At 62.2% G+C, this 25,816-nt stretch carries 25 protein-coding genes; 13 read left to right on the top strand and 12 right to left on the bottom strand.

Annotation, left to right across the window (positions count from 1 at the left end):
* Positions 1-952: 952 nt before the first annotated feature.
* Entirely contained in the window at positions 953-1,672 is a 720-nt protein-coding gene (locus tag AB7783_RS16145; protein ID WP_089265492.1) for an SDR family NAD(P)-dependent oxidoreductase, read from the bottom strand.
* A 65-nt stretch (positions 1,673-1,737) separates the two neighbouring features.
* Positions 1,738-2,388: a pyridoxamine 5'-phosphate oxidase gene (gene pdxH, locus AB7783_RS16140; protein WP_441278204.1), complete on the bottom strand. Its 651-nt coding sequence runs from the start codon at positions 2,386-2,388 to the stop codon at positions 1,738-1,740.
* A gap of 122 nt (positions 2,389-2,510) precedes the next feature.
* Between pdxH and AB7783_RS16135 the strand changes: the two genes are divergently transcribed.
* The 3 genes from AB7783_RS16135 (at position 2,511) to AB7783_RS16125 (ending at position 4,949) form a co-directional block, all read left to right on the top strand.
* Positions 2,511-2,924 (top strand): RT0821/Lpp0805 family surface protein, encoded by a 414-nt coding sequence (locus tag AB7783_RS16135; RefSeq protein ID WP_441278203.1) that lies wholly within the window; start codon positions 2,511-2,513, stop codon positions 2,922-2,924.
* 140 nt (positions 2,925-3,064) lie between these two features.
* A complete protein-coding gene (locus AB7783_RS16130; protein WP_093756869.1) occupies positions 3,065-4,039 on the top strand; it encodes a DnaJ C-terminal domain-containing protein in 975 nt (324 codons plus the stop codon).
* 202 nt (positions 4,040-4,241) lie between these two features.
* Positions 4,242-4,949 (top strand): hypothetical protein, encoded by a 708-nt coding sequence (locus AB7783_RS16125; protein ID WP_441278202.1) that lies wholly within the window; start codon positions 4,242-4,244, stop codon positions 4,947-4,949.
* Positions 4,950-5,046: 97 nt separating this feature from the next.
* On the opposite strand, the gene AB7783_RS16120 is transcribed toward AB7783_RS16125, so the two are convergent.
* On the bottom strand, positions 5,047-5,820 hold the full coding sequence (locus AB7783_RS16120; protein WP_441278201.1) for an anti-sigma factor family protein: 774 nt from the start codon (positions 5,818-5,820) through the stop codon (positions 5,047-5,049).
* 18 nt (positions 5,821-5,838) lie between these two features.
* Complete coding sequence (locus AB7783_RS16115; protein ID WP_089265487.1) at positions 5,839-6,327, bottom strand: RNA polymerase sigma factor; 489 nt, start codon at positions 6,325-6,327, stop codon at positions 5,839-5,841.
* 225 nt (positions 6,328-6,552) lie between these two features.
* Here AB7783_RS16115 and fabI point away from each other — a divergent pair, with 225 nt between their 5' ends.
* From fabI to AB7783_RS16095, 4 genes are all read left to right on the top strand, one after another.
* Positions 6,553-7,374, top strand: a complete 822-nt coding sequence (fabI, locus tag AB7783_RS16110; RefSeq protein ID WP_093756866.1) for an enoyl-ACP reductase FabI — start codon at positions 6,553-6,555, stop codon at positions 7,372-7,374.
* Between the two features lie 11 nt (positions 7,375-7,385).
* Entirely contained in the window at positions 7,386-7,985 is a 600-nt protein-coding gene (locus tag AB7783_RS16105) for a histidine phosphatase family protein (RefSeq protein WP_439059550.1), read from the top strand.
* Positions 7,986-8,060: 75 nt separating this feature from the next.
* Complete coding sequence (gene aroC / locus AB7783_RS16100; protein WP_441278200.1) at positions 8,061-9,146, top strand: chorismate synthase; 1,086 nt, start codon at positions 8,061-8,063, stop codon at positions 9,144-9,146.
* A gap of 51 nt (positions 9,147-9,197) precedes the next feature.
* Positions 9,198-10,388 carry an adenylate/guanylate cyclase domain-containing protein gene (locus AB7783_RS16095; RefSeq protein WP_175368409.1) on the top strand — a complete coding sequence of 397 codons (1,191 nt, stop codon included), beginning with the start codon at positions 9,198-9,200 and terminating at the stop codon, positions 10,386-10,388.
* Between the two features lie 2 nt (positions 10,389-10,390).
* On the opposite strand, the gene AB7783_RS16090 is transcribed toward AB7783_RS16095, so the two are convergent.
* From AB7783_RS16090 to AB7783_RS16080, 3 genes are all read right to left on the bottom strand, one after another.
* Positions 10,391-11,146: a hypothetical protein gene (locus tag AB7783_RS16090; RefSeq protein WP_441278199.1), complete on the bottom strand. Its 756-nt coding sequence runs from the start codon at positions 11,144-11,146 to the stop codon at positions 10,391-10,393.
* 90 nt (positions 11,147-11,236) lie between these two features.
* Positions 11,237-11,548 carry an ATP-dependent Clp protease adapter ClpS gene (clpS, locus tag AB7783_RS16085; protein ID WP_120291842.1) on the bottom strand — a complete coding sequence of 104 codons (312 nt, stop codon included), beginning with the start codon at positions 11,546-11,548 and terminating at the stop codon, positions 11,237-11,239.
* A gap of 48 nt (positions 11,549-11,596) precedes the next feature.
* Positions 11,597-12,913 carry a tetratricopeptide repeat protein gene (locus AB7783_RS16080; protein WP_441278198.1) on the bottom strand — a complete coding sequence of 439 codons (1,317 nt, stop codon included), beginning with the start codon at positions 12,911-12,913 and terminating at the stop codon, positions 11,597-11,599.
* A 220-nt stretch (positions 12,914-13,133) separates the two neighbouring features.
* Between AB7783_RS16080 and AB7783_RS16075 the strand changes: the two genes are divergently transcribed.
* On the top strand, positions 13,134-13,979 hold the full coding sequence (locus AB7783_RS16075; RefSeq protein WP_092145074.1) for a DUF1194 domain-containing protein: 846 nt from the start codon (positions 13,134-13,136) through the stop codon (positions 13,977-13,979).
* Between the two features lie 6 nt (positions 13,980-13,985).
* On the opposite strand, the gene AB7783_RS16070 is transcribed toward AB7783_RS16075, so the two are convergent.
* From AB7783_RS16070 to AB7783_RS16050, 5 genes are all read right to left on the bottom strand, one after another.
* Positions 13,986-15,305, bottom strand: a complete 1,320-nt coding sequence (locus tag AB7783_RS16070; RefSeq protein WP_441278197.1) for a cobyrinate a,c-diamide synthase — start codon at positions 15,303-15,305, stop codon at positions 13,986-13,988.
* Entirely contained in the window at positions 15,302-16,627 is a 1,326-nt protein-coding gene (locus AB7783_RS16065) for a type II toxin-antitoxin system HipA family toxin (protein ID WP_441278196.1), read from the bottom strand. The genes AB7783_RS16070 and AB7783_RS16065 overlap by 4 nt, the downstream gene beginning before the upstream one ends.
* On the bottom strand, positions 16,627-16,878 hold the full coding sequence (locus AB7783_RS16060) for a helix-turn-helix domain-containing protein (protein ID WP_441278195.1): 252 nt from the start codon (positions 16,876-16,878) through the stop codon (positions 16,627-16,629). The genes AB7783_RS16065 and AB7783_RS16060 overlap by 1 nt, the downstream gene beginning before the upstream one ends.
* A 126-nt stretch (positions 16,879-17,004) precedes the next feature.
* On the bottom strand, positions 17,005-18,549 hold the full coding sequence (locus AB7783_RS16055; protein ID WP_441278194.1) for an acyl-CoA synthetase: 1,545 nt from the start codon (positions 18,547-18,549) through the stop codon (positions 17,005-17,007).
* 172 nt (positions 18,550-18,721) lie between these two features.
* Entirely contained in the window at positions 18,722-19,894 is a 1,173-nt protein-coding gene (locus AB7783_RS16050; protein ID WP_441278193.1) for an acetyl-CoA C-acetyltransferase, read from the bottom strand.
* Positions 19,895-20,025: 131 nt separating this feature from the next.
* Between AB7783_RS16050 and AB7783_RS16045 the strand changes: the two genes are divergently transcribed.
* The 5 genes from AB7783_RS16045 to AB7783_RS16025 all read left to right on the top strand — a co-directional run bounded on the left by AB7783_RS16045 (position 20,026) and on the right by AB7783_RS16025 (position 25,806).
* On the top strand, positions 20,026-20,691 hold the full coding sequence (locus AB7783_RS16045; protein ID WP_439087924.1) for a TetR family transcriptional regulator: 666 nt from the start codon (positions 20,026-20,028) through the stop codon (positions 20,689-20,691).
* A gap of 230 nt (positions 20,692-20,921) precedes the next feature.
* Positions 20,922-21,680 carry an SDR family NAD(P)-dependent oxidoreductase gene (locus AB7783_RS16040; RefSeq protein WP_231079680.1) on the top strand — a complete coding sequence of 253 codons (759 nt, stop codon included), beginning with the start codon at positions 20,922-20,924 and terminating at the stop codon, positions 21,678-21,680.
* A 207-nt stretch (positions 21,681-21,887) separates the two neighbouring features.
* Entirely contained in the window at positions 21,888-22,694 is an 807-nt protein-coding gene (locus tag AB7783_RS16035; RefSeq protein WP_441278192.1) for an enoyl-CoA hydratase/isomerase family protein, read from the top strand.
* A gap of 78 nt (positions 22,695-22,772) precedes the next feature.
* The gene (locus AB7783_RS16030) at positions 22,773-24,647 is read left to right on the top strand and encodes an AMP-binding protein (protein ID WP_441278191.1); all 1,875 of its coding nucleotides are present in this window, start codon (positions 22,773-22,775) and stop codon (positions 24,645-24,647) included.
* Between the two features lie 31 nt (positions 24,648-24,678).
* Complete coding sequence (locus AB7783_RS16025; RefSeq protein WP_441278190.1) at positions 24,679-25,806, top strand: acyl-CoA dehydrogenase family protein; 1,128 nt, start codon at positions 24,679-24,681, stop codon at positions 25,804-25,806.
* The last annotated feature ends 10 nt before the right edge of the window (positions 25,807-25,816 follow it).

Raw genomic sequence — 25,816 nt, 5'->3', positions numbered from 1 at the left:
GCAGCGCCCAAACATTTTTTCCTGCATCCCTTGACAATATACCTATAAGGATTATCCTCCGCGCATCCCGTTCGCGAGGGGCGCTTCATGAGGCGTCTTGAAGTGGGACAGGATGCGGCGCCTGCGGGCGGGAGGGAGACGTTCCCTCACGCACTCGGGAGGCCTTGGGTCACCGTCCGGCCCCACTACGGGGGTCTGCCACTCATGCTGGCTGGACGTGGCATTGGTGAACGGCGGGAAACCGTCGGGATCAGCGGAGTGCGGAGCTCTGCGCCTTTGCCCGGAAGAACGGTCCCGGGGACAGAAATCGCCGCGGTGGCGCGCCGTGAGGCGTTGCGCGGTTGCAGCTTGCCGGCGTTCCGGCGGAGCGGATCGCGAAAATTACCACCATTTCGCGTCGTCAGGCGCGCTGCCACCCCTCATGTTTCAGGAGGGGACACCGCTTAGACAACCCCGAGCATGCGCTCGCGGGATCATAAAGGCGCGGGTGTCTGAATCTTTTTCCAACTATCAAAACGCATTCATGATGCGTGTTCGAAAAGCCCAATGATTATAGGCTTCGCGCGATTCCCGCCACAATTTATCCGGTAAAATTCGAGCGTTCCGCTGAACGGTTGCGCTAATGGTTGCTGTCATAACGCTGTCAGAAGCGATGAGGACAGCAATGGTTGACAAAACAGAAACATCGGGACGGAACGTCGTCGATCTCAGGTCCTATCAACAGGCGCGCATGGCCAACGGTCGGGCGCAGGCGATGTCTGCGCATACCTGCCGGCATTGTGGTGCCGGGTTGATGGACGGCGAATCCGAAGACGATTGTTCCAGCGCGGGGATCAGCGCGGCCGCGCCGATGCCGCGGAAATTTTACGCGGACTAGAAAATCCCGCGCTTTTCGAGGAGCGCCAGAATGGCGCGGTCCTCAGCATGACTATTCCCCACCCGTTACCGCTGATCAGACGTGCTGGCCGCCATTGATGTGGATCTCGGCGCCGTTCACGTATGAACTCGTTTCCGTACACAGCACATAGATGATCTTGGCGACTTCGTCGGGCGTGCCGAGCCGATGCAGCGGGATCTGCTGATCGACGATGGTCTGCGTGCCCGGCGAGAGGATCGAGGTGTCGATCTCGCCCGGCGCGATAGCGTTGACGCGGATGCCGAGGCGGCCGAAATCCGACGCCATTTCGCGGGTCAGCGACGCTAGCGCCGCTTTCGATGTGGCATAGGCCGCACCGGCAAACGGATGCACGCGCGAGCCGGCGATCGAGGTGACATTCACCACTGAGCCCTTCGCAGCCTTCAACTGCTCGATCAGCCCGCGGGCCATCATGATCGGTGCGAAGAAGTTGACGTTGAAGACATGGCTCCAGGTCGCGACGTCAGTATCGATCGAGCCCATGCGCGCGCCACCTTCGGCCTTCGGCGAGATGGCGGCATTGTTCACCAGCGCATGCAGCGCGCCGCCGTTCAGCCGTTCCTTGATGTCGTCGATGGCGCGGACGGTGTCGTCATGGTCGGCGAGGTCGACCTGGATGTGATCTTCGGGGCCGGCATCCCATGGGCAGACTTCCGGAAACGGATGCCGCGAACAGGTCAGCACACGCCAGCCGGCGCTTGAAAAGCGCATCACGGTGGCATGACCGATGCCGCGGCTTGCGCCGGTGAGCAGCATGGTGCGCTTGGGCGCGTTCGATCCTGGATGGCTCACGGGTCTGGTTCTCGTCTCGTTGTCGGCGCTCACGGATACAGTCTCACCTTGGTCCAGGACGTATCTGCTGCCGAGTTGTCGCGGCGGAATTCAATGCGGTCGTGCAAGCGGAACGGCCGGTCGTGCCAGAACTCGAAACGAACAGGCGTGATACGCCATCCGCTCCAACCTGGCGGGCGCGGAACGGCGCCGATCAGGTGCTTGGCGCCCTCCTTGGCGATGGCCTGTTCGAACGCAAAGCGGCTTTCCAGCGGCTGTGACTGTTTGCTCGCCCAGGCGCCGATCTGCGCCTGTTTGGGGCGGGTCGCAAAATACTCGTCGGCCTCGGCATCGGTCACGCGGGTGACGGGACCGCGAATGCGGACCTGCCGGCGCAGCGACTTCCAGTGAAACAGCAGCGCTGCCTTGGGATTGGCGGCGAGCTCCTGACCCTTCTGGCTGGCGATGTGGCTGTAGAACACGAAGCCGTCGGTGTCATAGCCCTTCATCAGCACCATGCGGACATCCGGCAGGCCGTCGGCGTCGACGGTGGCCAGCGCCATCGCGTTCGGATCGTTGGGCTCGGACGCCTTCGCCTCGGTAAACCACTCGGAAAACAGCGCAAATGGTTCCGCAGCGGCCGTAAAATCACCTGACGTTAACGGAGTTGAGTCTTTGATGGGGGAGGTCGTGTCGGTCATGTCCGGAGTTCCGCTTGCGTTGGCCTGTTGTAGAGAGCTCGCTGCTGCCCCTGCATAGGCAAGACCTATATAGGATACGGCAACGCATTGGCCTATCGGCCATCTACCCGCTCGGTGCGGCTTTGACAGCAATTCTTATCGGCAGCACCCTCGGTGGTTGCAGTATGGGCCGAAACGAGTCCGCGCTGGCCAGGATGGAGGGCGGCGATGTCACCGGCTCGATTTCGCCGGCATCGGTCCAGGCCGCCAATTACGAGCCCACGGAAGCCGATCTTGTCCTGACGCGCACGGCGGCCTCCGATGTGCTCACCAAGGGCAGCAAGGATTCCAGCCAGCCCTGGGAAAACCCGTCGACCGGCGCGCGCGGATCGGTGACGCCTCTGTCCAGTGCCTATGTCGCGGAAGGTCGCACCTGCAGGGATTTTCTGGCCAGCTATGTCAACGGCACCAGCGAAAGCTGGATGCAAGGTGCGGCCTGTAAGGGTGACCGCGGCAGCTGGGACGTGCATACGCTGAAGCCGTGGAAACGGAGCTAGTTTTCACCGGCGGGCCGCTTGCGGCCGAGTTGCAAAAATGACACGAAGTCACCAGATGAAGAAGCAGGCGGGCCCTGGCCCGCAAACCCAACATGCGGGCCGATTGCCCGCCTTTTAGTTACCTGAAGGAGAGACGACGGATGCGCGACCCCTATGAGGTCTTGGGGGTGCAGCGGGGCGCCAGCGCTGCGGCGATCAAGAGTGCCTATCGCAAGCTCGCCAAGAAGCATCATCCCGACAGCAACAAGGACGATCCGAAAGCCGCCGACCGGTTTTCGGAATTGAATGCGGCCAACGAGATCATCGGCGACGAGGACAAGCGCAAGCAGTTCGACCGTGGCGAGATCGATGCCGAGGGTAAAGCACGCTTCCAGGGATTTCCGGGCGGCGGCCGCGCCGGCGCGTCGCAGCGCGGCTTCGAGCACGCCTTTCGGGGCGGTCCCGGTGCGCAGCAGGGTTTTCCCGGCGGTGCCGGTGGCGGTTTCGAGGATATCCTCAACAGCATGTTCGGCGGCGCCAGCCCGCGCGGCGCGCGTCCCGGTGCGCAGGGCTTTGAGTTCGACACCGGCGGCTATGCCGGCGGGATGCCCGATCTGGATCTGAACGTCGCCATGACGGTGACGCTGGAAGAATCTGTGAAGGGCGCCGAGAAGCGCGTACGTCTGCCATCCGGCAAGGAATTGAACGTCAAGATACCGGCCGGCGTCACGTCGGGCCAGCAGATCCGGCTCCGCGGGCAGGGTGAAAGCGCGCCAGGACATCGTCCCGGCGATCTGATGATCACCGTCACCATCGCTCCCCACGCTCACTTCAAGGTGGATGGCAACGACCTGCGCGTCGATCTGCCGATCACGCTGTACGAAGCCGTGCTGGGGGCCAAGGTGCGCGCGCCGACACTCACCGGTGCCGTGGAGCTTTCAATTCCGAAGAACACGTCGAGCGGACGGGTGTTTCGCCTGAAGGGCAAGGGCCTGCCGCTGGCCGGCGGCGCCGCGGGTGATCTCTACTTCACCACAAGGATCATGTTGCCCGACGGCAACGATGCCGAGCTGGAAGCCCTGATGGAAAAGTGGCGAGACGGGCATCCGTATCATCCGCGGAGTGATTTGGGGTAACACCGACCTTTCGGTCGTCAGCGCGGGGCGCGAGGGTAGATGGGTAGAGCGAAGCGAAGCCCAACTTTCCACGCGCAAGTGGCCGATCCCGCGAGGACGTTCGCCCCGTTCGGTCGTCTTGAGCCTGTCGCGCCGATGGTATTAATTGCCGCTCATGGCCACTGCTCCGACGTTCAGACAGATAGTCCACGACACATGGAATATGACACGTGACGCGGTGTGCCGCGCACCGCATCTTGTTCTAATCACGCTGCTCGTTTTTGTTGGCGCAGAAGCATTCGGAAACGCGCTTCCCGCGTATAGCCCGGCGCTGCGCACGCTGGCCGACGTCATTCGGTGCATTCTCCTGGTGCCCGTTGATTTCGCTCTGTATCGCCTGCTTCTGCTAGCCGAGCCGCCGGGTGGTTATCGCTTCGATTTCGCATCGATACGCGTCCGCCGGTTTCTGGTCTGGAGCCTGGCGTTCGAATTGCTGACGGCGCCGGCGCTGTTTCTCGATACGGAGGCTGATTTCGGCGACGCGGGTTTAGTCGTCGCGGGTGCGGGGGTCGCTTACGTGGCTGCACTGATATACGTCGTGCTTCGACTGGCGTTGTTATTACCGGCGCTCGCTGCTGGACGAGACAACTTGTCCTGGCGGGATGCCTGGGCAGATAGCAGAGGACGCCTGTGGCGATTGATCAAGATCGTGCTGGGTGCGCTTCTGCCTGTGCTCGCGATTGCCGTACTTGCAAAGATCGCGGTCGGCTATATCGGTCTTGAAAGCGATGTCGCCGACATGTCGGACTGGCGTTTGTGGGGGCGTTCGATTTTCTACGGCGCGCTGGCAGTCGTGATGCAACTTCCATTGCTGGCGGCTGGCGCGATGTCGTTCAATTGGATAGGTGACCGCGTGAAACAGACCGCGTAGGATCGGTGGAGTGCCGGCGGGACAGCGGCAGAACGAAACCTATCACCTTCCGGATGCGAGATCGATGGGTTTCGCTGCGTTCTACCCATCCTACGGATTATCCCCCCGTCTTCTCCGTCTGATCGTAGATCTGGCGTGCGACCTGGTTGAGCCGGTCCTTGTCGGTCGGGCCTGACACGACATAGCCGACGCCCTTGTCGGCCCAGAACATGGCGCCGTCCTTGTCCTGCGCGGCATAGCGCATCTGGGTGGCGTCGGCTTTCGCCGCACGCGAAGTGTAGAGCGTGTAGCGCTCGCCCGACGGGCTCTCATACATGAAGAAGGCCGCAGGCGCTTCGGGGCCGGGCAGCAAGCGTCCGCCGACCAGCTTCAATCCGGCCGCATCGAGTTCGGGCGCCTTGATCTCGTAGCCGACGCGCTTCGACAGCCACTGCTGCAGGTGTGCACGTTCATTGGCTGCGACTTCGACCGGATGACGGACTTCGACCACATAGGTCCGGTGCGCACCGAGCGCGTCCACCGTGAAACTCCGGAATATCGACGGCGTGGTCGCTGCGCCGCGTGCGACCCAGCCCGCGCTGCCACCTGCAACGAAGGCGACGAGCGTTGCGGCGACGGCGCCGTAGATCCAGCGCCGCGGCTGCTGAACCAGTCGCTCGATTTCCAGCCGCTGCGGCACGGCTTCGTCGGCAATCGCATCGTAGCGGGCATGTAGCAACTCGGCCATCGCGCGCCATGATGCGACGCGCTCGGCATCGTCAGGATGTGTCGCGAGCCAGGCCTCGACATCGGTGCGGCGCTCGGCCGGCAATTCATTGTCGACGAAGGCGTGCAATTCGTCTTCGGTCACGGGAATGTTCGGTCCGGTCATTATCATCTTCCCTTTAAATCATTTGACCGCGCGCAGCGCCGGGCGCTCGCCGTCGAGATAGGCTTTGACATGGGCGCGGGCGCGGGCGAGGCGCGACATCACGGTGCCGATCGGCACACCCTGAATGTCGGCGACTTCGCGGTAGCTCAGGCCCTCGAGCATCACGAGCAGCAGCACCGAGCGCTGCTCTTCGACGAGGGCGGCGAGGGCGCGCGAGATGTCACGCCCTTCGGCTTCGGTCCCGCTGGCATCCGGATTGTTGTCGAACAGCTCGGTGAAGACTGGTTTGCGTGCCAGCGACCGCCGGCGGTTGCGGTTCAGATTGGTTAGGATCGTATAGAGCCAGCTTCTGAGGTCACCGCCGATGAACAACTTCTCCGAGCGCAGCGCGCGCACCAGCGTGTCCTGCACAAGGTCGTCGGCAATGTCGGTGTCACGCGCCAGCGCCCGCGCATAGCGGCGCAGCGCCGGAATCATGCTCTCAACGCTTTCGCGAAAGGCGCTCATGGGGCTCGTGCCATCCGTTGTAATCCTGACGGTATCTTGGGCGGCCCGCAATTGCGCCGCATCTATCATAACACCTTGGCGGACCGTCTATTCCGGCGTTAAGCCCGGACGGTAAACAGCCACATAACCGGGCTTTTGGGCTGTACCGGACGCAAGTGCTGGTGTACCCCCAAGGCCAGATCGGCATGGACTGCCAAGTTATCAGCCAAGCAAATAGGATGTGATATGAGTGAAGTTTCAGGCCTGATGAAGGGCAAGCGCGGCGTCATTCTCGGCGTGGCCAATAACCGTTCCATCGCCTGGGGCATTGCCAAGGCGTGCCAGGCGCAGGGCGCCGAGATCGCGCTGACCTATCAGGGCGATGCGCTGAAGAAGCGCGTGGAGCCGCTGGCGGCGGAACTGGGCGCGCTCGTGCTTGGTCATTGCGACGTCACGGATGCCGCGACCATCGATGCGGTGTTCGACGAGCTCAAGGCGAAGTGGGGCAAGATCGACTTCGTCGTCCATGCCATTGCGTTTTCCGACAAGAACGAGCTCGAGGGCCGCTATGTCGACACCACGGCGGAGAACTTCAGCAAGAGCATGCTCATCTCCTGCTATTCGCTGACCGCGGTTGCGCAGCGCGCCGAGAAACTAATGACCGACGGTGGTTCGATCATCACGCTGACTTATTACGGCGCCGAGAAGTGGATGCCGAACTACAACGTGATGGGCGTCGCCAAGGCCGCGCTCGAAGCCAGCGTGCGCTATCTGGCGGCTGACCTGGGCGAGAAGGGCATCCGCGTCAATGCGATCTCCGCCGGCCCGATCAAGACGCTGGCCTTCGCAGGGATTGCCGACTCCCGCTATCTGCTGAAATACAACGAGGTCAATGCGCCGCTGCGCAAGAACGTCTCGATCGACGAAGTCGGCCAGAGCTCGATGTATTTCCTGTCTGACCTGTCCTCTGGCGTCACCGGCGAAGTGCATCACGTCGATGCTGGCTATCACGTGCTCGGCACCAAGGTGCCGGATGCGCCGGATATCTCGATGGGCGGCAAGGACTGATCGCTTAGTCCATGCCGAAACCAACGATCTATTATATTCGCCACGGCCAGACCGAATGGAACGCCGCCGGTCGCTTTCAGGGCTCGAAGGACATTCCGCTCAACGATCTTGGTCGGGAGCAGGCAGCACATGCCGGCACCGTGCTGAAAGACCTGCTGGCACGGGACGGGCGCACCAGCGGCGGTGTCGCCTTCGTCTCCAGTCCGCTCGGCCGCGCGCGCAACACCATGGAACTGGTGCGCGGCAAGCTGGATCTGCCGCATGACGACTACGGCCTCGACGATCGTCTGCGTGAGATCGGCTTCGGCCACTGGGAAGGATTCACGCTGGCGGAGCAGGAAGCCGCACATCCCGAGATCTTTGCGGCGCGCTTGCGCGACAAATGGAGCCTGCCGGCGCCGGGCGGCGAGAGCTACGCTGAGGTGCAACTCCGGATGCGCGAATGGGTTGACGGCCTGACGGGCGATACTGTCGCGGTGGCGCATGGCGGCACGGCACGCGCTCTGATGGTGGCACTGGGCCTTGAGACTCCGGACGGCGTCAGTGAGCTGCCGATCCAGCAGGGCGCGGTCTACGTGTTCAACGCCGACGGGATGGACAAGTTTAGTTAAGCATTTCGGCTGACCGGGCGATTTGACCCCTCGGACGGCCCGCGTTACGACATCTGCTCAAGCAGCGAGCGCCCCATGTCCCACAACACCTTCGGCCACATGTTCCGCGTCACGACCTTTGGCGAGAGCCACGGGGTGGCGATCGGCTGCGTGGTCGATGGCTGTCCGCCGCTGATCCCGCTGGATGTGGCGGAGATCCAGGCCGATCTCGATCGCCGTCGTCCCGGCCAGTCGCGCTTCACCACGCAGCGGCAGGAAGCCGACGCGGTCAAGATCCTGTCCGGGGTCATGGCGCATCCGGAAACCGGTGTGCAGGTCACGACGGGGACGCCGATCGCGCTCTTGATCGAGAATACCGACCAGCGCTCGAAGGATTATTCTGACATCAAGGACAAGTTTCGGCCGGGCCATGCCGACTTCACCTATGAGGCCAAATACGGGTTGCGCGACTATCGCGGCGGTGGCCGTTCGTCTGCCCGCGAGACGGCGACGCGTGTTGCGGCCGGCGCGATCGCGCGCAAGATCGTGCCCGGAATGACGGTGCGTGCGGCGCTGGTGCAGATGGGACCGCACAAGATCGACCGCGGCAATTGGGATTGGGACGAGGTCGCCCGCAATCCATTCTTCTGTCCGGACAAGGACAAGGCTGCCTTCTTCGAAAGCTATCTCGACGGTATCCGGAAATCCGGCTCGTCGATCGGCGCGGTGATCGAGGTGGTCGCCGACGGCGTGCCCGCAGGTTTGGGCGCGCCCATTTACGCCAAGCTCGATGGCGATCTGGCAGCGGCGCTGATGAGCATCAATGCGGTGAAGGGTGTCGAGATCGGCGACGGTTTCGGTGCTGCGGAATTGTCCGGCGAGGACAATGCCGACGAGATGCGCATGACCAATCACGGCCCGTCATTTCTCTCAAACCATGCTGGCGGCATCCTCGGCGGCATTTCCACAGGCCAGCCGGTCGTGGCACGTTTTGCCGTGAAGCCGACTTCGTCGATCCTGTCGCCGCGCAAGACCGTCGATCGCGATGGCGCCGATACGGACATCCTGACCAAGGGCCGCCACGATCCCTGCGTTGGCATCCGCGCCGTGCCGGTGGCGGAAGCCATGGCCGCTTGTGTGCTCGCCGATCATTTCATTCGGCATCGCGGACAGGTCGGCTAGAGTAAGTGACTGACCGAAGCCCGCGTTCGCGCGAGTTTGAAAGTGCCAGCCGTGTTGCCCGACAAGCTCAGAGAGATCATCGACTGGCTCAGTGACGGTGCGCGATCCGCGCCGACGCCATCGCGCATGATGGCGGAATGTTGCGAACGGCTTGTCGCTGCGGGGCTGCCGCTATACCGCGTCGGCATCTTCATCCGCACCCTGCACCCGGAAATCTTCGGCAGAAATTTCATCTGGCGTCCGGAGACCGGGGTGGTCCTCAGCTCGGTTGATTTCGACATTCAGGAGGCGCCTGAATTCCTCAGCAGTCCGCTTGCGCTGGTCTTCCGTGAAGGTGTCGAGGTTCGCAGCCGACTTCATGAGCCATCAACCACACCCTTTCCTTTTTTCGACGATATGCGCGCCGAAGGCGTTACCGACTACATCGCGATCCCGCTCACCTTCGTCGACAACATGCTCCACGCATCAAGCTGGACCACGAAGCAGCCTGGCGGTTTTACGGACGAGCAGCTTGCTGCCTTGAAAACGGTGCTGCCGACATTGGCGCGGTTGATCGAGGTCATCGGCATACGACGAGTGACGGTGACACTGCTCGATACCTATGTGGGCAATCGCGCTGGCGGACGTATTCTCGGTGGTCAGATCCGACGGGGCCACACCGAGACCATGCGCGCAGCGATCTGGTTGTCGGATCTGCGCGGCTTTACGGCGCTGTCGGATCGATTGCCGCCGGAAAGCGTCGTCGAGATTCTCAACCTTTACTTCGATTGTCAGGTGCCTGCGATCCTCAAGCATGGCGGCGAAGTGCTCAAATTCATGGGCGATGGCCTGCTGGCCGTGTTTCCCATTGCTGAGGATGATACGGATCGTTCGATGGTTTGCGGTCATGCGCTGGAGGCCGCGCGTGAAGCCAGCGCTGCCGTTGAAGCGCTGCGCTGGTCGGATGCGGCAGGTGCCGAAGAGCGCTTTCGCTTCGGTCTGGCACTGCATGTCGGCAAGGTACTTTACGGCAATATCGGCGGCGGCAACCGGCTCGACTTCACCTGTATCGGCCCGGCGGTGAACCTCGCCGCACGTCTGGAGAAGATCGCGGGCAGGCTGCATCGTACAGTGGTCGCGTCGACCGCTTTTGCTGGTGCGACAGACGCCGACTGGGCCGATCTCGGTGAATTTCCCATCGCTGGCTTCGCCAAGGCCGAGCAGGTCTATGGATTGGGCGATGAAACCGCGGTCGCCGGCTGAGGTCAGTCGCCGCGCAGATGGGATTGCTTGAGGGCCGCGGTCAGGATCATCAGGGTCACCCAAAGCCGCAGCATCGCGAAGCTGAAGATAAAGACGAAGAAGATCAGGTTTCGGATGAAGGTGTTCGTCGTTGGCGCCTGCCCGTAGATCGCAATCGCGTTGCGAACGAGACCCTGGACAAAACCGAGGCCGAAATAGGCGGCGGTCAGGACCAGAAGGCCCACGCCGAGCCACGCGCGTCGCCTGGCGAATTCACGGCAAGCCGCGAAGAAACGAACCCTGTTGTCATGGCGTTCGACGCCGACGATCATCAGCAAGATCAGCGTGGCGATGGAGGCATTCCAGATCTTTCCGGCCGCTGTCGGCTGATCGAACGCCATGCCATCGATGCCGCCCATGAAGTTCAGGTCCAGCGGCGAGATCCCGAGCGATACAGAGATCATGCTTGCTACAAGCATCAGCGCGCCGATACGCACCAGAATGCGCAGCGATAGTCGGAATTCATCCTCGAACGTCATCGCTCCGAGATGGGTCTCGCCGTCGGCAAGCTCGATCGACCGCCGTGCGGTCACCAGAAACGCGAGAAGAACGGCAACCGTGGCGACGAAGATGGCCGGCAAGGCGATAACGCCACCGCTGAACGCGATCACGCGCATTCCCGCTGCCAGCACGAGCCAAGGCAGGCATTCGATGAAGCGCAAAGGCCCGAACGACAATTCCGGCCGGGATACATATTGCTTGCGGAGTGCAATCGACATCTGGCGAGCTTGCCACATGCCGCCCAACCTCGGATTGAGCCGATCGTTAAATTTTTATCGTCTTGAGGGCCAAAGCAGAAGCGCCACGTCCTATTCTTCTGGCTCGGTCGTGAACAGAAGCGGATAGCCCTTGGCGCGGCCGGCATCTGTCGCGCGGGTCGCCTTGGTCTCGGCGACGTCACGGGTGAACACGGCGACGACGCAGACGCCGCGTTGATGCGCCGTCATCATTACCTTGGCGGCTTGATCCTCGGACATGCGAAATTCCGCCTTCAGCACCCGCACGACGAACTCCCGCGGCGTGAAGTCATCATTGACGAGGATAACCTTGTACAATTTCGGCCGCTCGACCTTCGGCTTGGTCTTAGTCTTGGTCTGCGGGGCGGTGACACTCTCGGGCATGCACACTCATCCGGACGATCGCGCTCTGTGGCGGCGACGCGACGATGATCAGTCGGCCGGGCAATCCTTGAGGCGTTGCACGGCATCCTGATCGCCGCGCTGCACGGCCATTGGTTTCAGTTTACAGGCTCCGGGGACGTCGCGAAACCGCGGGTTCTGCGATAGTTTGAGATCGACCAATGCGGCAAGTGCGTCAGGCTCGCCAAGTTCCGCAGCCTGAATTGCCTCATACAGAACGATGTTGAGGGAAGAGATCTGAACCTGCGGATGGCCGGCCAGCAACCGCAGGGCCTTTAGCCGGGAGTCGTAGTCCCAAACCCCGGCAGTGATCAGCAAGTCGATCCCCTTTGACACGTCGCGTGGCACCAGCTTTCCATCGAGATAAAGCTCGCCGAGCAGGCCACTCGCGCTCGCTTGATGGCGCTGGCTTTGCAAGATCGATAATGCGCGCTTCGGATCGGCCGGGCCGCCTTCGCCATCGAGCAGCATCTGCGCCAGCTCGGTATCGCCTCCCAGATGATCGCGCGCAGCCTCTTCAAATAGTTTGCGGGCGCGCACGGGATCGTTGGGACGCGTGGCTTCAGCCAGCGCCGCCTTGGCGCCAAACGAGCCGCCTTGGGCGAGACGTGCGAGTAAATCCCGGCCGAGGGTCTGCTCGTCCGGCTGTGGGGATCGCGCGAGAAGCCGGGCAAGCCTGATCTGCTGGTCCGCACGGGTGACGTTCTCCGGCAGCGGCAACCGAAGCGCGCGCTCGGTCCAGTATCGTTCGGCCGAGGGGTCCCGCTTTACGATGCCGCCACGGCCATAGAGGATGGCGAGCCTGTTTACCGCTGACGGGTTGTCCAGTTCGGCTGCCTTGATCAGCGCGTGCTGTGCCTCGTCGCGCGCAATCAGTTGCGGGCGATCAAGATGATAGTCCCATGAATTGTGCGACTCATAGATTGCGTAATTTGCCTCGCTATCGTTTCGGGCTGCGGCCTCGCGCAACAGTGCGACCGCCTCGGCGCGCCGTTCATGCGGCAGCGATTGAGCGAAGGCCACCTTGTTGCGGACATCGTCCGGAGCTGCAGCGAATGCTTCGCTGCAGGCGGCCTGGCGCATCCGGTAACGCAGCTTCTCTTGTTGCTCGGGGAGGTATTCGGTGGCGTTCCGCAAAAGACGGCGGCATTCGTTGGCTGCGTTGGCGCCGAACGGCTGAATAGGTTCATCGTGTTCGGCGGCCCCTGTCTTGCGCTGTTCGGCAGGTGCTGAAACGAACAAAGCGATCGCTGCGCCGATGCAAGCGAGCAGTACGGCCCACACGATTGGGTGCCGCGTTGCGGGCTGGCGGCCACCGTTCATCGGCGCATTCAAGGCGGCACTCATGTCGGCCATTCCGGTCGGCAATGGTGGATGTGGCGTTGGCGACATCCTGCGCTAGCTTTGTCGCGCGAACGTGCAAACCGTTCAAATCCGGGGGCAGGCGCCCGTTAACTCTGCCGCAGCAGCAGAGCCGCCATGACCGGATTGTGAACATGCTTGCAGGTTCCTGCTTTGCGGCTCGTCATTTGCATGTCACCATTCGATTCTCAACGGGAGGGCCGCTATGCGCTGGTGTGTCTCGATTGGAGCGGTACTCGTCGCGGGAGCGATGGCCGGCGGCGACGTCGCGAGCATGGCGGCGACGGGCCCGAAAGCGCAGTTTGCCCAGAGCAAGCAGGACCCCGTAGTCGATGTCGAACTGGTGCTGGCGGTCGACGTCTCCTACTCGATGGATATGGACGAGCTGGCGATCCAGCGTGAAGGCTATGCCCAGGCCATCGTCTCCAAGGAATTTCTTACCGCGCTCAAAAGCGGCCCGACAGGCAAGATCGCGGTCACTTATTTCGAATGGGCGGCATCGTCAGACCAGAAGCTGATCATTCCCTGGCGTGTCATCGATGGTCCTGAATCCGCCGACGCGGTGGCATCCGAAATCATGAAGACACCGATCCGCCGGGCGTCAAGGACGTCGATCTCGGGCGCGATCTACTACGCCATGCCGCTGTTCGATGAAAATGCGCTGCACGGTCTGCGCCGGGTCATCGATATTTCGGGCGATGGGCCGAACAACAATGGAGGACCGGTGACGGTCGCGCGCGATGAGGCAGTCGCGAAAGGTATCGTCATCAACGGCCTGCCGATCATGGCCAAGGAACTGTCCTACTCGACCATGGATATCGAAAACCTCGATCTCTATTATGAGGACTGCGTGATCGGCGGCGCGGGTTCCTTCGTGGTGCCGATCAAGGAGCGCGACAAGTTCAAGGAAGCGATCCGCACCAAACTGGTGTTGGAAGTCGCAGGATTGATGCCCGAGCCGCGCGCGATTCCTGTCGCCAACACGACGAAGGAGCCCCGCGTCAACTGCCTGATCGGCGAGAAGATCTGGCAGGATCGCTGGGGGCGTTAGTTCCCGTTAGCCATCGACCCGCGCAATCGCGTGGAAAAATGTGCCGGTGACATGGCCGCGCCGTCCGCCGCGCTCTGCCATGGGTTCGGCCTGCGCGTTGCGGAGATCGACCAGCGGGTCGTCGCTGCCCGGATCAATCAGTGACGCATAGTGAAATTCATGGCCGCGGATGAGCGATCCCTTTGGTCCGATCGGACCGTCGGATAGCAATCGCGCCTCGCGATAGCCGAGATGCAAGCGCCGCTTGTGGAAACTCGTCGTGTGGCTGAGCAGCCCCGTCATCGCATGCCGGTTGCCGTCGGCATCCTCCAGGCCTTCACCGAGCACCATATAGCCGCCGCACTCGCCATGGACCGAACGTGTCTGTGCGAAGCGCACCAGCCCGTCGCGGAATTTTTGCGCCGAGGCAAGCGTCGCCACGTGAAGTTCGGGATAACCGCCTGGCAGCCAGCAGCTATCGCAATCGTCCGGGGGAGCTTCATTGGCTAGCGGGGAGAAGCGCAGGATCTCCGCGCCTGCGTTGCGCCAGCCATCGATCAGGTGCGGATAGATGAAAGTGAATGCGGCATCGACGGCAAGCGCAATGCGCTGACCAGGCGGTGGCAATGCTGGCGTGGCATTGAGCGTGGGCTCCCGCTCGATGGGGGCGGCCAGCGCGATGATGGCATCGAGATCGAGGTGCTTCTCCGCCATGTCGGCGAGTACGTCCATCCGCGTGGCAAGGTCGCCGTGTTCGCCAGCCTGGATGAGGCCGAGATGACGCTCTGGCAGCGCCAGTGCAGCATCCCGCGGAATGGCGCCGACGACGGGGATGCCGAGCGGCGCGATGGCGTCCGTGATAAGGCGGCGGTGGCGATCGCTGCCGACGCGGTTCAGGATCACACCGGCGACGCGGACGTCGGGACGATGACTGGCAAAGCCGCGCACCATAGCGGCGGCGGATTGCGATTGCGCGGTCACGTCGAGCACCAGCAGCACCGGTAGATTGAAGCGCGCGGCGATACTGGCGCTGCTACCGTCTCGGTCGGCGACGCCGGGCACGCCGTCGAACAGGCCCATGACGCCTTCGACCACCAGCAGATCGGCGGCATCGCTGACGCCAGCCATCAGCGCCTGCAGCAGCGAGGGCGGCATGGTCCAGCTATCGAGATTGATGCAGGGCGCGCCGGTGGCGACCGCGTGAAAGGCAGGGTCGATATAATCGGGCCCGGCCTTGGCCGCGCGCAGTACCATGCCGCGCCGCGCCAGTGCGGCGAGCAGGCCGAGCGTGACCGTGGTCTTGCCCGCGCCGGATCGCGCTGCGGAGACCAGCAGGCCGGCGGTCATGATGCAACCTGGCTGAGGCTTTTCTCGATCATCGTGATGCGATGTGTCATCGCTTCCGAGATCGATGCAACCAACTGTTCGGGGAAATCTGGAGGCAAGTCATCAATCGCCTGCTCTGCCTTCATCATCGTGTTTGCGACGATATCCTCGAAAGTGGAGCGCACGAGACTGGCACCGATGCCCGCCATCGCAGCGGATTGGACGAAGTGCCGCGGCATGACCTCCTCGACCTCGTAGTGACGGTTCTTGCCGATCGACATCGCCAGCTTGAAATTTTTCCTCTGGACCTGCCCATTGTCGAGGCTCGGCTGTGCGCTCAGCACATCGTAGAGCGGGGTCATGCGGAAGCGTCCACCTGGATTGAGGAAGATGCTGAAATTCTTGGCATGGCCGTCGGTGGCGCCGATCAGCCAGAACACGATGATGGCGCGGAGGAAATGCGAAAGGTCTGCTTCGACGGTGTCGCTGCCCTTGAGCAGGCCGAAGATCTCCGTCGTGCCGGGGCCGCCGTCGGACTGATATTTTCGCGTCGAGGGTATGGACAGCGATTGCAGGCAGTCCTCCTGAGGCAGGCGCAGCAGGCGCTTGTCGCGCGTCCAGAGCCGGTCGAAGCGTTCGACCACCAGCGTTCGCCGCCCGCCGAAATCAGCGATTTCCGTATGGGCTGACGGGATGCCGAGCGCTGACAGAAGTCTCAGGCAGAAATACTCGTTCTCGACACTGTCCGAGAGATCGACGCCGTTTGGGAGCCGGCCGATCTGCGGCTTCAGGATATGGGTGGTCGCCGTCGTGCCAATTGGTTTGTACCATCGGCCGTCTCGCTTCAGCAGCGCGGTCTTCTCCTGGGCTCCGGCGATAGAAATACGGAAGTTCTTATCCTCGCCGAGCCCGAGCGGGGCAGAAACGAGGTTGTTCAGGATGTCTGCGATATCGCCAGCATCGACAGGATGGCCGTCCACTTTGCCGGCCGGGTCGGGTGAGTGTTCGTCCGGAAGAAATTGCAACGCGCCGACGCAGTCGTGGCCGAGGGCGGCGAGCATGCTGTAGGTGTCGGTGCCTTCGGCGCCGACACGTTCGGCGACGCGCTTGCGGATTGCGTCGCCGTCCGGCAGCAGATTGTCGAAGACATTGAGGACCGCCGCGCCGACGTACTGATCTTCGCGCAGTGGAAGGGATAGCGAGATGGGAAAGGTCGAATCCCAATCCAGCCAGTCGCGCGCATAGCGGAAGTTGACGGCACCAGTTGCCTCGCGCCGGAGCGCGCCGACGAGCCTGCCGTTGACGAACACGTTCAGTGGAACGTGCTTCGGCGAACGCGCCATCAGAAAATGCTTTCGATGTCGGCGGCCTCGGTGGTCGTACGAGATCGCACAACCAGTTCGAGATTGAGCGCGGCGAGAGCCGCCATCAGCGTATTGAGTTGGACGGCGGGTTCGCCGGCTTCCAAACGGGAAACCGTTCCCTGCCGCAGATGCAGCTTCTGGCCGAGTTCCGTTTGTGTAAGGTAAGCTTGCTTTCTCGCCCGCCGCAAAATGGCGCCGAGCTGTTTTTCGTTGCGTGCGATCTGGTCCATGGAAAATCTCCCATGAAGTTTATACGCGGTCGCGTATAAAAGTACAATATACGCGATCGCGTATATTTCAATTTTATACGCAAATGCGTATAAAGAAGCTATATACGCGATCGCGTATAAGCCGCCTCACACTGTCGCTCTTTCTTTCTTCGGCCAGTACTTGTCCCGCAAATGGCGCTTCACCAGTTTGCCGGTCGGCGTACGCGGCAATTCCGGCTCGAAGTCGATGCTCTTGGGACATTTGATCGGCGACAGATGCTTGCGGCAGTACAAGATCAGTTCGGCTTCCAGCGCCTTGCCGGCGCGGTTCATGTCGTGCGGCTGCACCACGGCCTTGACCTCTTCGCCCATCTCCTCGTTCGGCACGCCGAACACCGCAACATCGGCGATGTCCGGATGGGTGATGAGAACGTCCTCGGTCTCCTGCGGATAGATGTTCACGCCACCGGAAATGATCATGTAGGACCTGCGGTCGGTGAGGTATAGGAAGCCTTCGTCATCGAGATAGCCGACATCGCCGAGGGTGGACCAGCCGCGCGCGTTATAGGCGCGCTTCGTCTTCTCGGGATCGTTGTGATAGCTGAACTGCGGCGTATCGGCGAAATACACCGTGCCGATTTCGCCGGTCGGCGCTTCCTGATCCTCCTCGTTGACGATCTTGACGCTGCCGACCACAGCCTTGCCAACGGTCCCGCGATGCGACAGCCACTGCTGCGAGTTCGAGACGGTGACGCCGTTGCCTTCGGAGCCCGCGTAATATTCGATCAGGATCGGTCCCCACCAGTCGATCATCCGCGCCTTGACGTCGACGGGGCAGGGGGCTGCGGCATGGATCGCGCCGTTCAATGAAGATACGTCGTATTTCAAACGGACTTCATCAGGCAGCTTCAGCATGCGGACAAACATGGTTGGCACCAGCTGCGACTGGGTGATCTTGTGCTTTTCGACAAGCTTGAGGAATTCCTCGGCGTCGAAATGCTCCATGATCACCGACGTGCCGCCGAGCGTGATCGCCATCATGTTGAAGCGCAGCGGAGCTGCGTGATACAGCGGCGCCGGTGACAGATAGATCGAGTCCGATGTCATGCCGCACATCTTTGCGCAGAGCAGCTTCAGGAACGGATTCGGCACGTCGATCGGATTGTTCTCCGAGGCGCGCTTGATGCCCTTGGGGCGGCCCGTCGTGCCCGACGAATACAGCATGTCGTAGCCGGCAACCTCGTCGGCAATCGGCGTGGCGGGCTGAGTGGCGAGGGCGGTATTCCAGTCGCGGAAACCGGGGCGCGAACCGTCGACGATATAGAACATTGGCTCCCCCGCGTTGGTAATCAGCGGCGCAACCACATCGGCGCATTTCTCGGAAGTGATGACGACCCGTGCGCCGCAGTCTTTCACGATATAGGCGATTTCGTCCTGCGTGAGGTAGCGGCTGATGGCCGTGTAATAGAGCCCGCTGCGCTGTGCGGCCCAGCAGATCTCCATGAAATCGAGCCGGTTCTCCATCAGTAGCGCAACATGATCGCCGGCCTTGAGTCCCAGCGAGCGAAACAACTGCGCGCCGCGGTTGGAGCGTTCGTCGAGTTCGCGATAGGTGAGCGCCTGACCTGAACCGGCCATGCGGTAGGCAATCTTGTCGGGATTCGTCTTCGCGTGAATCGACGGATGCGTCATGGAGAATTCCTTGGTGTTTCCTCGAAGACCGGCGGATTTTTCCGCTCGTGGTGTGGTTTAGTTTTCTATGGCCAGTCGCGGGCCCTCTCCCGTCTCGAACCCGCTTCGCGTGTTCGATCCACCCTCTCCCACGTCGCGCTGCTACGCAGCGCTAGGGGAGAGGGGAAGAAAATTACAATCGCTCCACGATCGTCACATTGGCCATGCCGCCGCCTTCGCACATGGTCTGCAGGCCATAGCGCTTCTTGTTCTGCTGCAGTGCGTGCACCAGCGTGGTCATCAGCTTGGTGCCGGAGCCGCCGAGCGGATGGCCGAGCGCGATGGCGCCGCCATTGACGTTGAGGCGCTTCGGGTCGGCGCCGGTGGCCTTCAGCCAGGCAGTGGGGATCGAGGCAAAGGCTTCGTTGACTTCGAACAGGTCGATGTCGTCGATCTTCATTCCGGCCTTTTCGAGCGCGCGCTTGGTGGCGGGCAGGGGCGCTTCCAGCATGATCACGGGATCGCCACCCATCATGGTCATATGGTGGATGCGCGCCAGTGGTTTGATGCCGAGTTGCTTGAGGCCCTTCTCGTTGACAACCATCACGCCCGACGCGCCATCGCAGATCTGGCTGGCGGATGCTGCGGTGAGCTTGCCGTTCTCGGCGATTAGCTTGACGCCCCTGATGCCGTCGAGCGTGGCGTCGAAGCGGATGCCCTCGTCGATGTGATGCGTATCCGTCGTGCCATCCGCGCGGGTAATCTGCAGCGGGATGATCTCGTCCTTGAAGCGGCCGGCTTCGGTCGCGGCAATGGCGCGCTGGTGGCTCTCATAGGCGTACAGGTCGAGTTCATCCTTAGTCAGACCGTATTTCGCGGCGACCATCTCGGCCCCGGTGAACTGATTGAACTGGATATTAGGATAGCGCGCTTCCATGCCGGGGCTCTTGTAGTGGCCCATGCCGGCCTTGGACGCGAGAATGCTCGGTGAGCCCATCGGCACGCGGGTCATGCTCTCGACGCCGGCGGCAATCACAATGTCCATGGAGCCGGCCATCACGGCCTGAGCGGCAAAATGCAGCGCCTGCTGCGACGATCCGCACTGGCGGTCGATCGAGGTGCCGGGCACGCTTTCCGGCAGCTTCGAGGCCAGCACGGCATTGCGCGCGACGTTCACCGCCTGCTCGCCGCCCTGACCAACGCAGCCCATGATGACGTCTTCAACCGAGGCGGGATCGACGCCGGTGCGCTCCACCAATGCGTTCAGGACCGAGGCTGCGAGATCGGCCGGATGCCAACCAGCCAGACGGCCGCCTTTGCGGCCACCAGCGGTGCGTGCAGCGGCGACGATATAGGCCTCGGCCATGGCGTTTCTCCCTTATTTGGCTCATTTTGATGGCTTGTTGGTGCGCGGGATTTAAGTGTCCGCGGAGAGTTTAGTCAATCGGTCAATTAACTCTTGAGTGCGGCCGATTGTTCGTATTATCTGCGCTCCGAATGGCACCGAATTTGAACCCCAGCACCTCTGTGAAAACCGCCGCTGCCCGTAATCCGACGGCCGACAAGCTGTTGCTCGCAGCGAGCGAACTGATGATTGCCAGCAACTCCATTGAGGTGTCGCTGAGCGAGATTGCGCAGCAGTCCGGGGTCAATGCGGCGCTGGTGAAATATCATTTCGGCAATAAGGACGGCCTGCTGCTGGCGCTGCTCGCGCGCGATGCCGCCACCGAGATGACCAATCTGGAATATCTGCTGGCGCAGCCGATCTCGGCCACTGCAAAACTGCGGCTGCACATCGCCGGCATCATCAAGGCCTATTATCAGTTCCCCTACATGAACCGGCTGATCCACTACTTGCTGCATGAGAGCAGCAACGAGGCGGCCGATGAAGTCTCGAAGTTCTTTGTGGGGCCGCTACTCGGCTTCCATCGCCGCCTGCTGGCCGAGGGACTTGAATCCGGCGAATTTCGCAAGGTCGATCCGGTGTTGTTCTACACCAGCCTGATCGGCGCCTGCGACAACCTGTTCTTCAGCCGTCATGCCATGTCGCGCGCCATTGGCGTCGGCCCGGTGACCGATGAAGTCTGCCGCGACTACGTCGCCCATATGGAAGCGATGCTGCTCGGCGGAATCCTCACAAACAAGAAGGCCGCCAAGGCCTGACATCACGAGCTCAGAAGAAACGGCCCAAGGAAAACTGCCAAGAAAATTCAAAAACGTCGGGAAACGCCCAAGGAACCAAATTCAAGAACCAAAAATAAGAAACGCCCAAGGATCAGTTTCAAGAACAACAACCAAGAAAACGCCCAAGGACCACTTCTTCTTCTTTTTCTTTTTCGTCGCGACCCAAAATTCAAGAAACGATCAGAAACGCCCAAGGAAAGGCATTATCGATGCAGTTGAAAGACGTAGCCGTATTCATCACCGGCGGTGGTTCGGGCCTCGGTGCCGCGACCGCGCGCGCGATGGCTGCCAAGGGCGCCAAGGTCGCCGTGTTCGATCGTGCGGCGGAAAATGCCGAGAAGGTCGCTGCCGAAGTGAAGGGCATCGCCACCGTCGGCGACGTCACCAGCGAGAATGACGTCAAGGCGGCGCTCGCCAAGGCAGCGGCTGCGCATGGTACCGCGCGCGTGCTGATGAACTGCGCCGGTATCGGCGGTTCGCAGCGCATCGTCGGCAAGCAGGGCGTTTATCCGCTCGAGAAGTTCACCAATGTCATCATGGTGAACTTGATCGGAACCTTCAACTGCCTGCGTCTGTTCGCCGAGCAGCTTGCCACCGCCGAACCGATCGGCGAGGAGCGCGGCGTCATCATCAACACCGCCAGCGTCGCCGCCTATGAAGGCCAGATCGGCCAGATCGCCTACTCCGCCTCGAAGGGGGGCGTTGTCGGCCTCACCCTGCCGGCCGCCCGCGATCTCGCCTCCAGCAAGATCCGCGTCAACACCATCGCGCCGGGCCTGTTCCTGACGCCGCTGCTGATGGGTCTCAACGAGGAAGCCCGCGCCAGCCTGGGCGCGCAGGTGCCGCATCCGGCCCGCCTCGGCGACGCCTCGGAATACGGCAACCTTGCCGTCCACATCGTCGAGAATCCGATGCTGAACGGCGAAACCATCCGCCTCGACGGCGCCATCCGTATGGCGCCGCGGTAGTACTTGTCTTCCCTTCTCCCCCAGCGCGGCGTAGCCGCGCGCCGCGGGAGAGGGTGCCTGAGCAAGCGAAGGCGGGAGAGGGCTCGTTGTGGCGCCCCTCTCCCAAGTGAGTTTGTTTCTAACTCCTGCGCTGCCCTCTCCCGCAAGGGGAGAGGGCGCGGCAATGAGCGTCGGCAAGGCGCCAACGAGTGAAACGGGAGAGCGCGTGTGTCTAATCCACTGCTGATCGAACACGACGATGGCGTGGACCGGGTGACGCTTAATCGTCCGGACAGTCTCAACGCGCTCGATCCCGTGCTGATCGACGCACTGAACGACTATTTCGAAAGCCTGCAGCGCAATCGCAAGACACGCGTGGTCATCCTCAAGGGCGCCGGCGCCAATTTCTGCGCCGGGCTCGATCTCAAACACGCAATGGCCGCGCGCTCCGGGCAGAATGCGCCGCGCACCGTCACCGAGTCGCTCGATTCTCAGCGCCGTATCGCGGATATCGTGATGCTGATGCGGCGTTGCCCGCAGCCGATCGTCGCGCTCGTACAAGGCGCCGCAGCCGGCGGCGGATTTGCGTTGGCGCTGGCCGCCGACATCCGCATCGCATCGAAGTCGGCGCGCATGAACTGCGCCTTCATCAAGCTCGGCCTCGGCGGCTGCGACATCGGCTCAAGCTATTTCCTGCCGCGTCTCGTCGGTGTCTCCGTCGCCTCTGAACTGATCCTCACCGGCCGCTTCATCCATGCCGATCGCGCGCTGGCTGTTGGGTTGGTGTCGGAAGTTGTCGACGACGGTCAACTCGAAGCCGCCGCTGCGCCTTATGTCAATGCGATGATGACGGCGTCGCCGGTTGGGCTGCGGCTGTCGAAGGAATGTATCAACATGTCCGTGGATGCCGGCTCCATCGAGGCCGTGATCGCCATGGAAGATCGCAATCAGGTGCTGTGCAGCCGCTCGGAGGACTTCGAGGAAGGCATTCGCGCATTCATCGAGAAACGAAAGCCGGTTTACGTCACACGTTGAAGCGTGATCTCACGCAACGAACACAGGGTCCGACAAACGAGACCATGGTTCGACAAGAACGGTTTTGGGAGAAACCACATGAACCCGCAGGCTGCCGCGGTGCTGACAAAGCCCGCCTTCCGCAAGATCCACTGGATGGAGCGCGACATCGATGTCGAGCGCCGCACGGATGGCGTCATCGTCATGAAGTCGCTGATACCGTTGATGCCCTATGAGACGCATCTGCCGGCGTCTCTGGCGAAGTGGGCCAAGGAACGTCCTGATCACACCTGGCTGGCGCAGCGCGCCGGTGCGGACCGTCAGTGGCGCAATCTCAGCTACGCCGAGGCCAAGCGCACGGTGGATTCGCTGACCCAGGCGCTGCTCGACATGGAGCTGGAGGCAGATCGCCCTATCGCAATTCTCTCGGGCAATTCCATCGAACACGCGCTGATGACCCAGGCTGCGATGCAGGCGCGCCATCCGGCCGCGCCGGTGTCGCCGGCCTATTCGCTGATGAGCCAGGACCACGCCAAGCTCAAATATCTGTTCGATCTGATCAAACCCGCCGTGGTGATGGTGCAGGATGGCCCCAGCTTCCAGAAGGCGCTCGATGCGCTGGATCTGACTGATATCAAGATCGTGCATGTGACGCGCGCGCCGGAAGGCATTGCGAGCATCGCTTATGCGGACATGGCTGCCACCAAGGTGACGCCTGCGGTTGATGCGTCGATCGCGCAGATCACGCCCGACACCGTCGGCAAGCTGCTGTTTACATCCGGCTCGACGGGCATGCCGAAAGCCGTGATCAACACGCAGCGGATGATGACGGCGAATGCCGCGATGATGATGCAGACGCGCCCGCGCGATCCGAACGCGCAGCCGCCGGTCTATCTCGACTGGATGCCGTGGAACCACACAATGGGCGGCAATGCGCTGTTCCACCCGCTGCTGATCGAAGGCGGCACGCTCTATATCGATGATGGCCGGCCGATGCCCGGGATGATCGACGAGACGCTGCGCAATCTGCGCGAGATCTCGCCGACCTACTACGCCAACGTTCCCGCCGGCTATGCGGCCATCGCCAGCGCGATGGAGAAAGACGATGCGCTGGCGCGCTCGTTCTTCAAGAACCTGAATCTGATGGCCTATGGCGGCGCGCGTCTCCCTGACGATCTCTACGACCGGATGCAGGCGCTGGCCGTGCGCGCCACCGGCGAGCGCATCGTGTTCTATACCGGTTGGGGCTGCACCGAGACGTCGCCGACCTCGACCGGCACTTATTGGGACACCGAGCGCGTCGGCCTGATCGGCCTGCCGTTCCCCGGCGTCGAACTCAAGATGGTGCCGGTGGATTCGAAATATGAATTGCGCTTGCGCGGCGTCAACGTGATGCCGGGCTACTATCGCCAGCCGGACCTCACCAAAGCGGCCTTCGACGAGGAAGGCTTCTACAAGATCGGCGACGCCGGCATTTTCGTCGACGACAATGACCCCGTGCAGGGCCTGATCTTCTCCGGCCGCGTGGTGGAGGACTTCAAGCTGACGACCGGCACCTTCGTGCATGTCGGCTCACTGCGCACCGATGTGATCGCGGCGGCGACGCCAGTGGTGCAGGACGCGCTGATCACGGGGCAGGATCGCCCCTATATCGGCGTGCTCGCCTGGCCCAACCTGCCGGCCTGCCGCATCCTGATCGGAGAGCCCGAGGCGACATTTGCCGATGTGGTGAAACATCCTGCGGTTCTTGCCTGTTTGAAGAAGGGGCTGCAGGCACATAATGCGTCGTGCGAAGGCGCCAGCAGCCGGCGCATTGCGCGCGCGATGTTCATGGTCGAGCCGGCGTCGATCGACGGCAACGAACTCACCGACAAGGGCTACATCAACCAGCGCGCCGGCCTCGAACGCCGCGCGGCACTGGTCGCCCAGCTTTACGCCGAGCACCCCGGCGAAGACGTCATCATCCTCAACTAGACTTTCATCGCTCAGAACAGAGTACACCGCCATGAACTTCGATTTCTCCGACGACCAGAAGCAGCTCCGCGATGAGGCCCGGCGTTTTCTCACCGAGAAGTGCCCGCCGAAGGCTGTGCGCGCCGTGATCGACGGCAAGGCGCCCTATGATCGCGAGCTCTGGAAGGGCTTGGCTGACATGGGCTTCCTCGGCGTCGCCATCCCGGAAGCCTTTGGCGGCTCGGGTGCCGGTCATCTCGAACTCTGCGTGATCGCCGAGGAAATGGGCCGCGCGCTGGCGCCGGTGCCGTTCTCGTCCACCGTGTATCTTGCCGCCGAAGCGCTGCTTCTGGCCGGCTCCGATGCGCAGAAGCAGAAGTGGCTGCCGGCGATTGCGCAGGGCAATGCCATCGGTACGCTGGCCCTGTTCGAAGGCTCTGGTAATCCGTTGCCAAAAGCGATCAAGCTCACCGCGGCCAACGGCGTACTGAACGGCACCAAGAAGCCGGTGGCCGATGGTGCCATCGCCGATTTCGCCATCGTCGCCGCGCGCACCGGTTCGACTGGCCGCGATACCGACATCGCGCTGTATCTTGTCGATCTCACCAGCGAGGGCGTCGAGGCCAAGGCACTGACATCCATCGATCCCTCGCGCAATCAGGCCGAGATCTCGTTCAAGAATGTCAAGGCTGAGCTGCTCGGCGCTGCGAATGAAGGCTGGAGCATCCTCTCGCAGGTGCTCGACCGCGCCGCGGTGTTGATCGGCTTCGAACAGGTCGGCGGTTCCGACCGCGCGCTGGAAATGGGCCGCGACTACGCGCTCGACCGCATTGCCTTCGGCCGCCAGATCGGCTCTTTCCAGGCTGTGAAGCACATGCTCGCGGACATGTATGTCTCCGCGACGCTGGCGCGCTCGAATTGCTATTACGGCGCCTGGGCGCTCTCGACCAACGCGTCCGAACTGCCGGAAGCCGCCGCTGCAGCACGCATCAGCGCGACGCAGGCATTCCAGCACTGCTCGAAGAACAACATCCAGGTTCATGGCGGCATGGGCTTCACCTGGGAGTTCGACTGCCACCTCTACTACCGCCGCTCCAACGCGGTGGCGGTTGGGCTCGGCTCGCTGTCCTATTGGGAAGACCAGTTGATCGAGCGCATGCGCCAGAAGAACGCGGCGTAAGGACCAATCG

Source organism: Tardiphaga sp. 172_B4_N1_3 (genome assembly GCF_052076035.1).
GTDB classification, from domain to species: domain Bacteria; phylum Pseudomonadota; class Alphaproteobacteria; order Rhizobiales; family Xanthobacteraceae; genus Tardiphaga; species Tardiphaga robiniae.
This window is presented reverse-complemented; position numbering and strand designations above follow the sequence as displayed.

Coding starts and splice junctions, on each gene's coding strand:
- AB7783_RS16060 (WP_441278195.1), bottom strand. CDS start 16,878: ATGGACCAGATCGCACGCAACGAAAAACAGCTCGGCGCCATTTTGCGG.
- AB7783_RS16105 (WP_439059550.1), top strand. CDS start 7,386: ATGCCGAAACCAACGATCTATTATATTCGCCACGGCCAGACCGAATGG.
- AB7783_RS16050 (WP_441278193.1), bottom strand. CDS start 19,894: ATGGCCGAGGCCTATATCGTCGCCGCTGCACGCACCGCTGGTGGCCGC.
- aroC (WP_441278200.1), top strand. CDS start 8,061: ATGTCCCACAACACCTTCGGCCACATGTTCCGCGTCACGACCTTTGGC.
- AB7783_RS16030 (WP_441278191.1), top strand. CDS start 22,773: ATGAACCCGCAGGCTGCCGCGGTGCTGACAAAGCCCGCCTTCCGCAAG.
- AB7783_RS16040 (WP_231079680.1), top strand. CDS start 20,922: ATGCAGTTGAAAGACGTAGCCGTATTCATCACCGGCGGTGGTTCGGGC.
- AB7783_RS16075 (WP_092145074.1), top strand. CDS start 13,134: ATGCGCTGGTGTGTCTCGATTGGAGCGGTACTCGTCGCGGGAGCGATG.
- pdxH (WP_441278204.1), bottom strand. CDS start 2,388: ATGACCGACACGACCTCCCCCATCAAAGACTCAACTCCGTTAACGTCA.
- AB7783_RS16070 (WP_441278197.1), bottom strand. CDS start 15,305: ATGACCGCCGGCCTGCTGGTCTCCGCAGCGCGATCCGGCGCGGGCAAG.
- AB7783_RS16080 (WP_441278198.1), bottom strand. CDS start 12,913: ATGAGTGCCGCCTTGAATGCGCCGATGAACGGTGGCCGCCAGCCCGCA.
- AB7783_RS16065 (WP_441278196.1), bottom strand. CDS start 16,627: ATGGCGCGTTCGCCGAAGCACGTTCCACTGAACGTGTTCGTCAACGGC.
- AB7783_RS16055 (WP_441278194.1), bottom strand. CDS start 18,549: ATGACGCATCCGTCGATTCACGCGAAGACGAATCCCGACAAGATTGCC.
- AB7783_RS16025 (WP_441278190.1), top strand. CDS start 24,679: ATGAACTTCGATTTCTCCGACGACCAGAAGCAGCTCCGCGATGAGGCC.
- clpS (WP_120291842.1), bottom strand. CDS start 11,548: ATGCCCGAGAGTGTCACCGCCCCGCAGACCAAGACTAAGACCAAGCCG.
- AB7783_RS16120 (WP_441278201.1), bottom strand. CDS start 5,820: ATGACCGGACCGAACATTCCCGTGACCGAAGACGAATTGCACGCCTTC.
- AB7783_RS16045 (WP_439087924.1), top strand. CDS start 20,026: ATGGCACCGAATTTGAACCCCAGCACCTCTGTGAAAACCGCCGCTGCC.
- AB7783_RS16115 (WP_089265487.1), bottom strand. CDS start 6,327: ATGAGCGCCTTTCGCGAAAGCGTTGAGAGCATGATTCCGGCGCTGCGC.
- fabI (WP_093756866.1), top strand. CDS start 6,553: ATGAGTGAAGTTTCAGGCCTGATGAAGGGCAAGCGCGGCGTCATTCTC.
- AB7783_RS16130 (WP_093756869.1), top strand. CDS start 3,065: ATGCGCGACCCCTATGAGGTCTTGGGGGTGCAGCGGGGCGCCAGCGCT.
- AB7783_RS16145 (WP_089265492.1), bottom strand. CDS start 1,672: ATGCTGCTCACCGGCGCAAGCCGCGGCATCGGTCATGCCACCGTGATG.
- AB7783_RS16090 (WP_441278199.1), bottom strand. CDS start 11,146: ATGTCGATTGCACTCCGCAAGCAATATGTATCCCGGCCGGAATTGTCG.
- AB7783_RS16125 (WP_441278202.1), top strand. CDS start 4,242: ATGACACGTGACGCGGTGTGCCGCGCACCGCATCTTGTTCTAATCACG.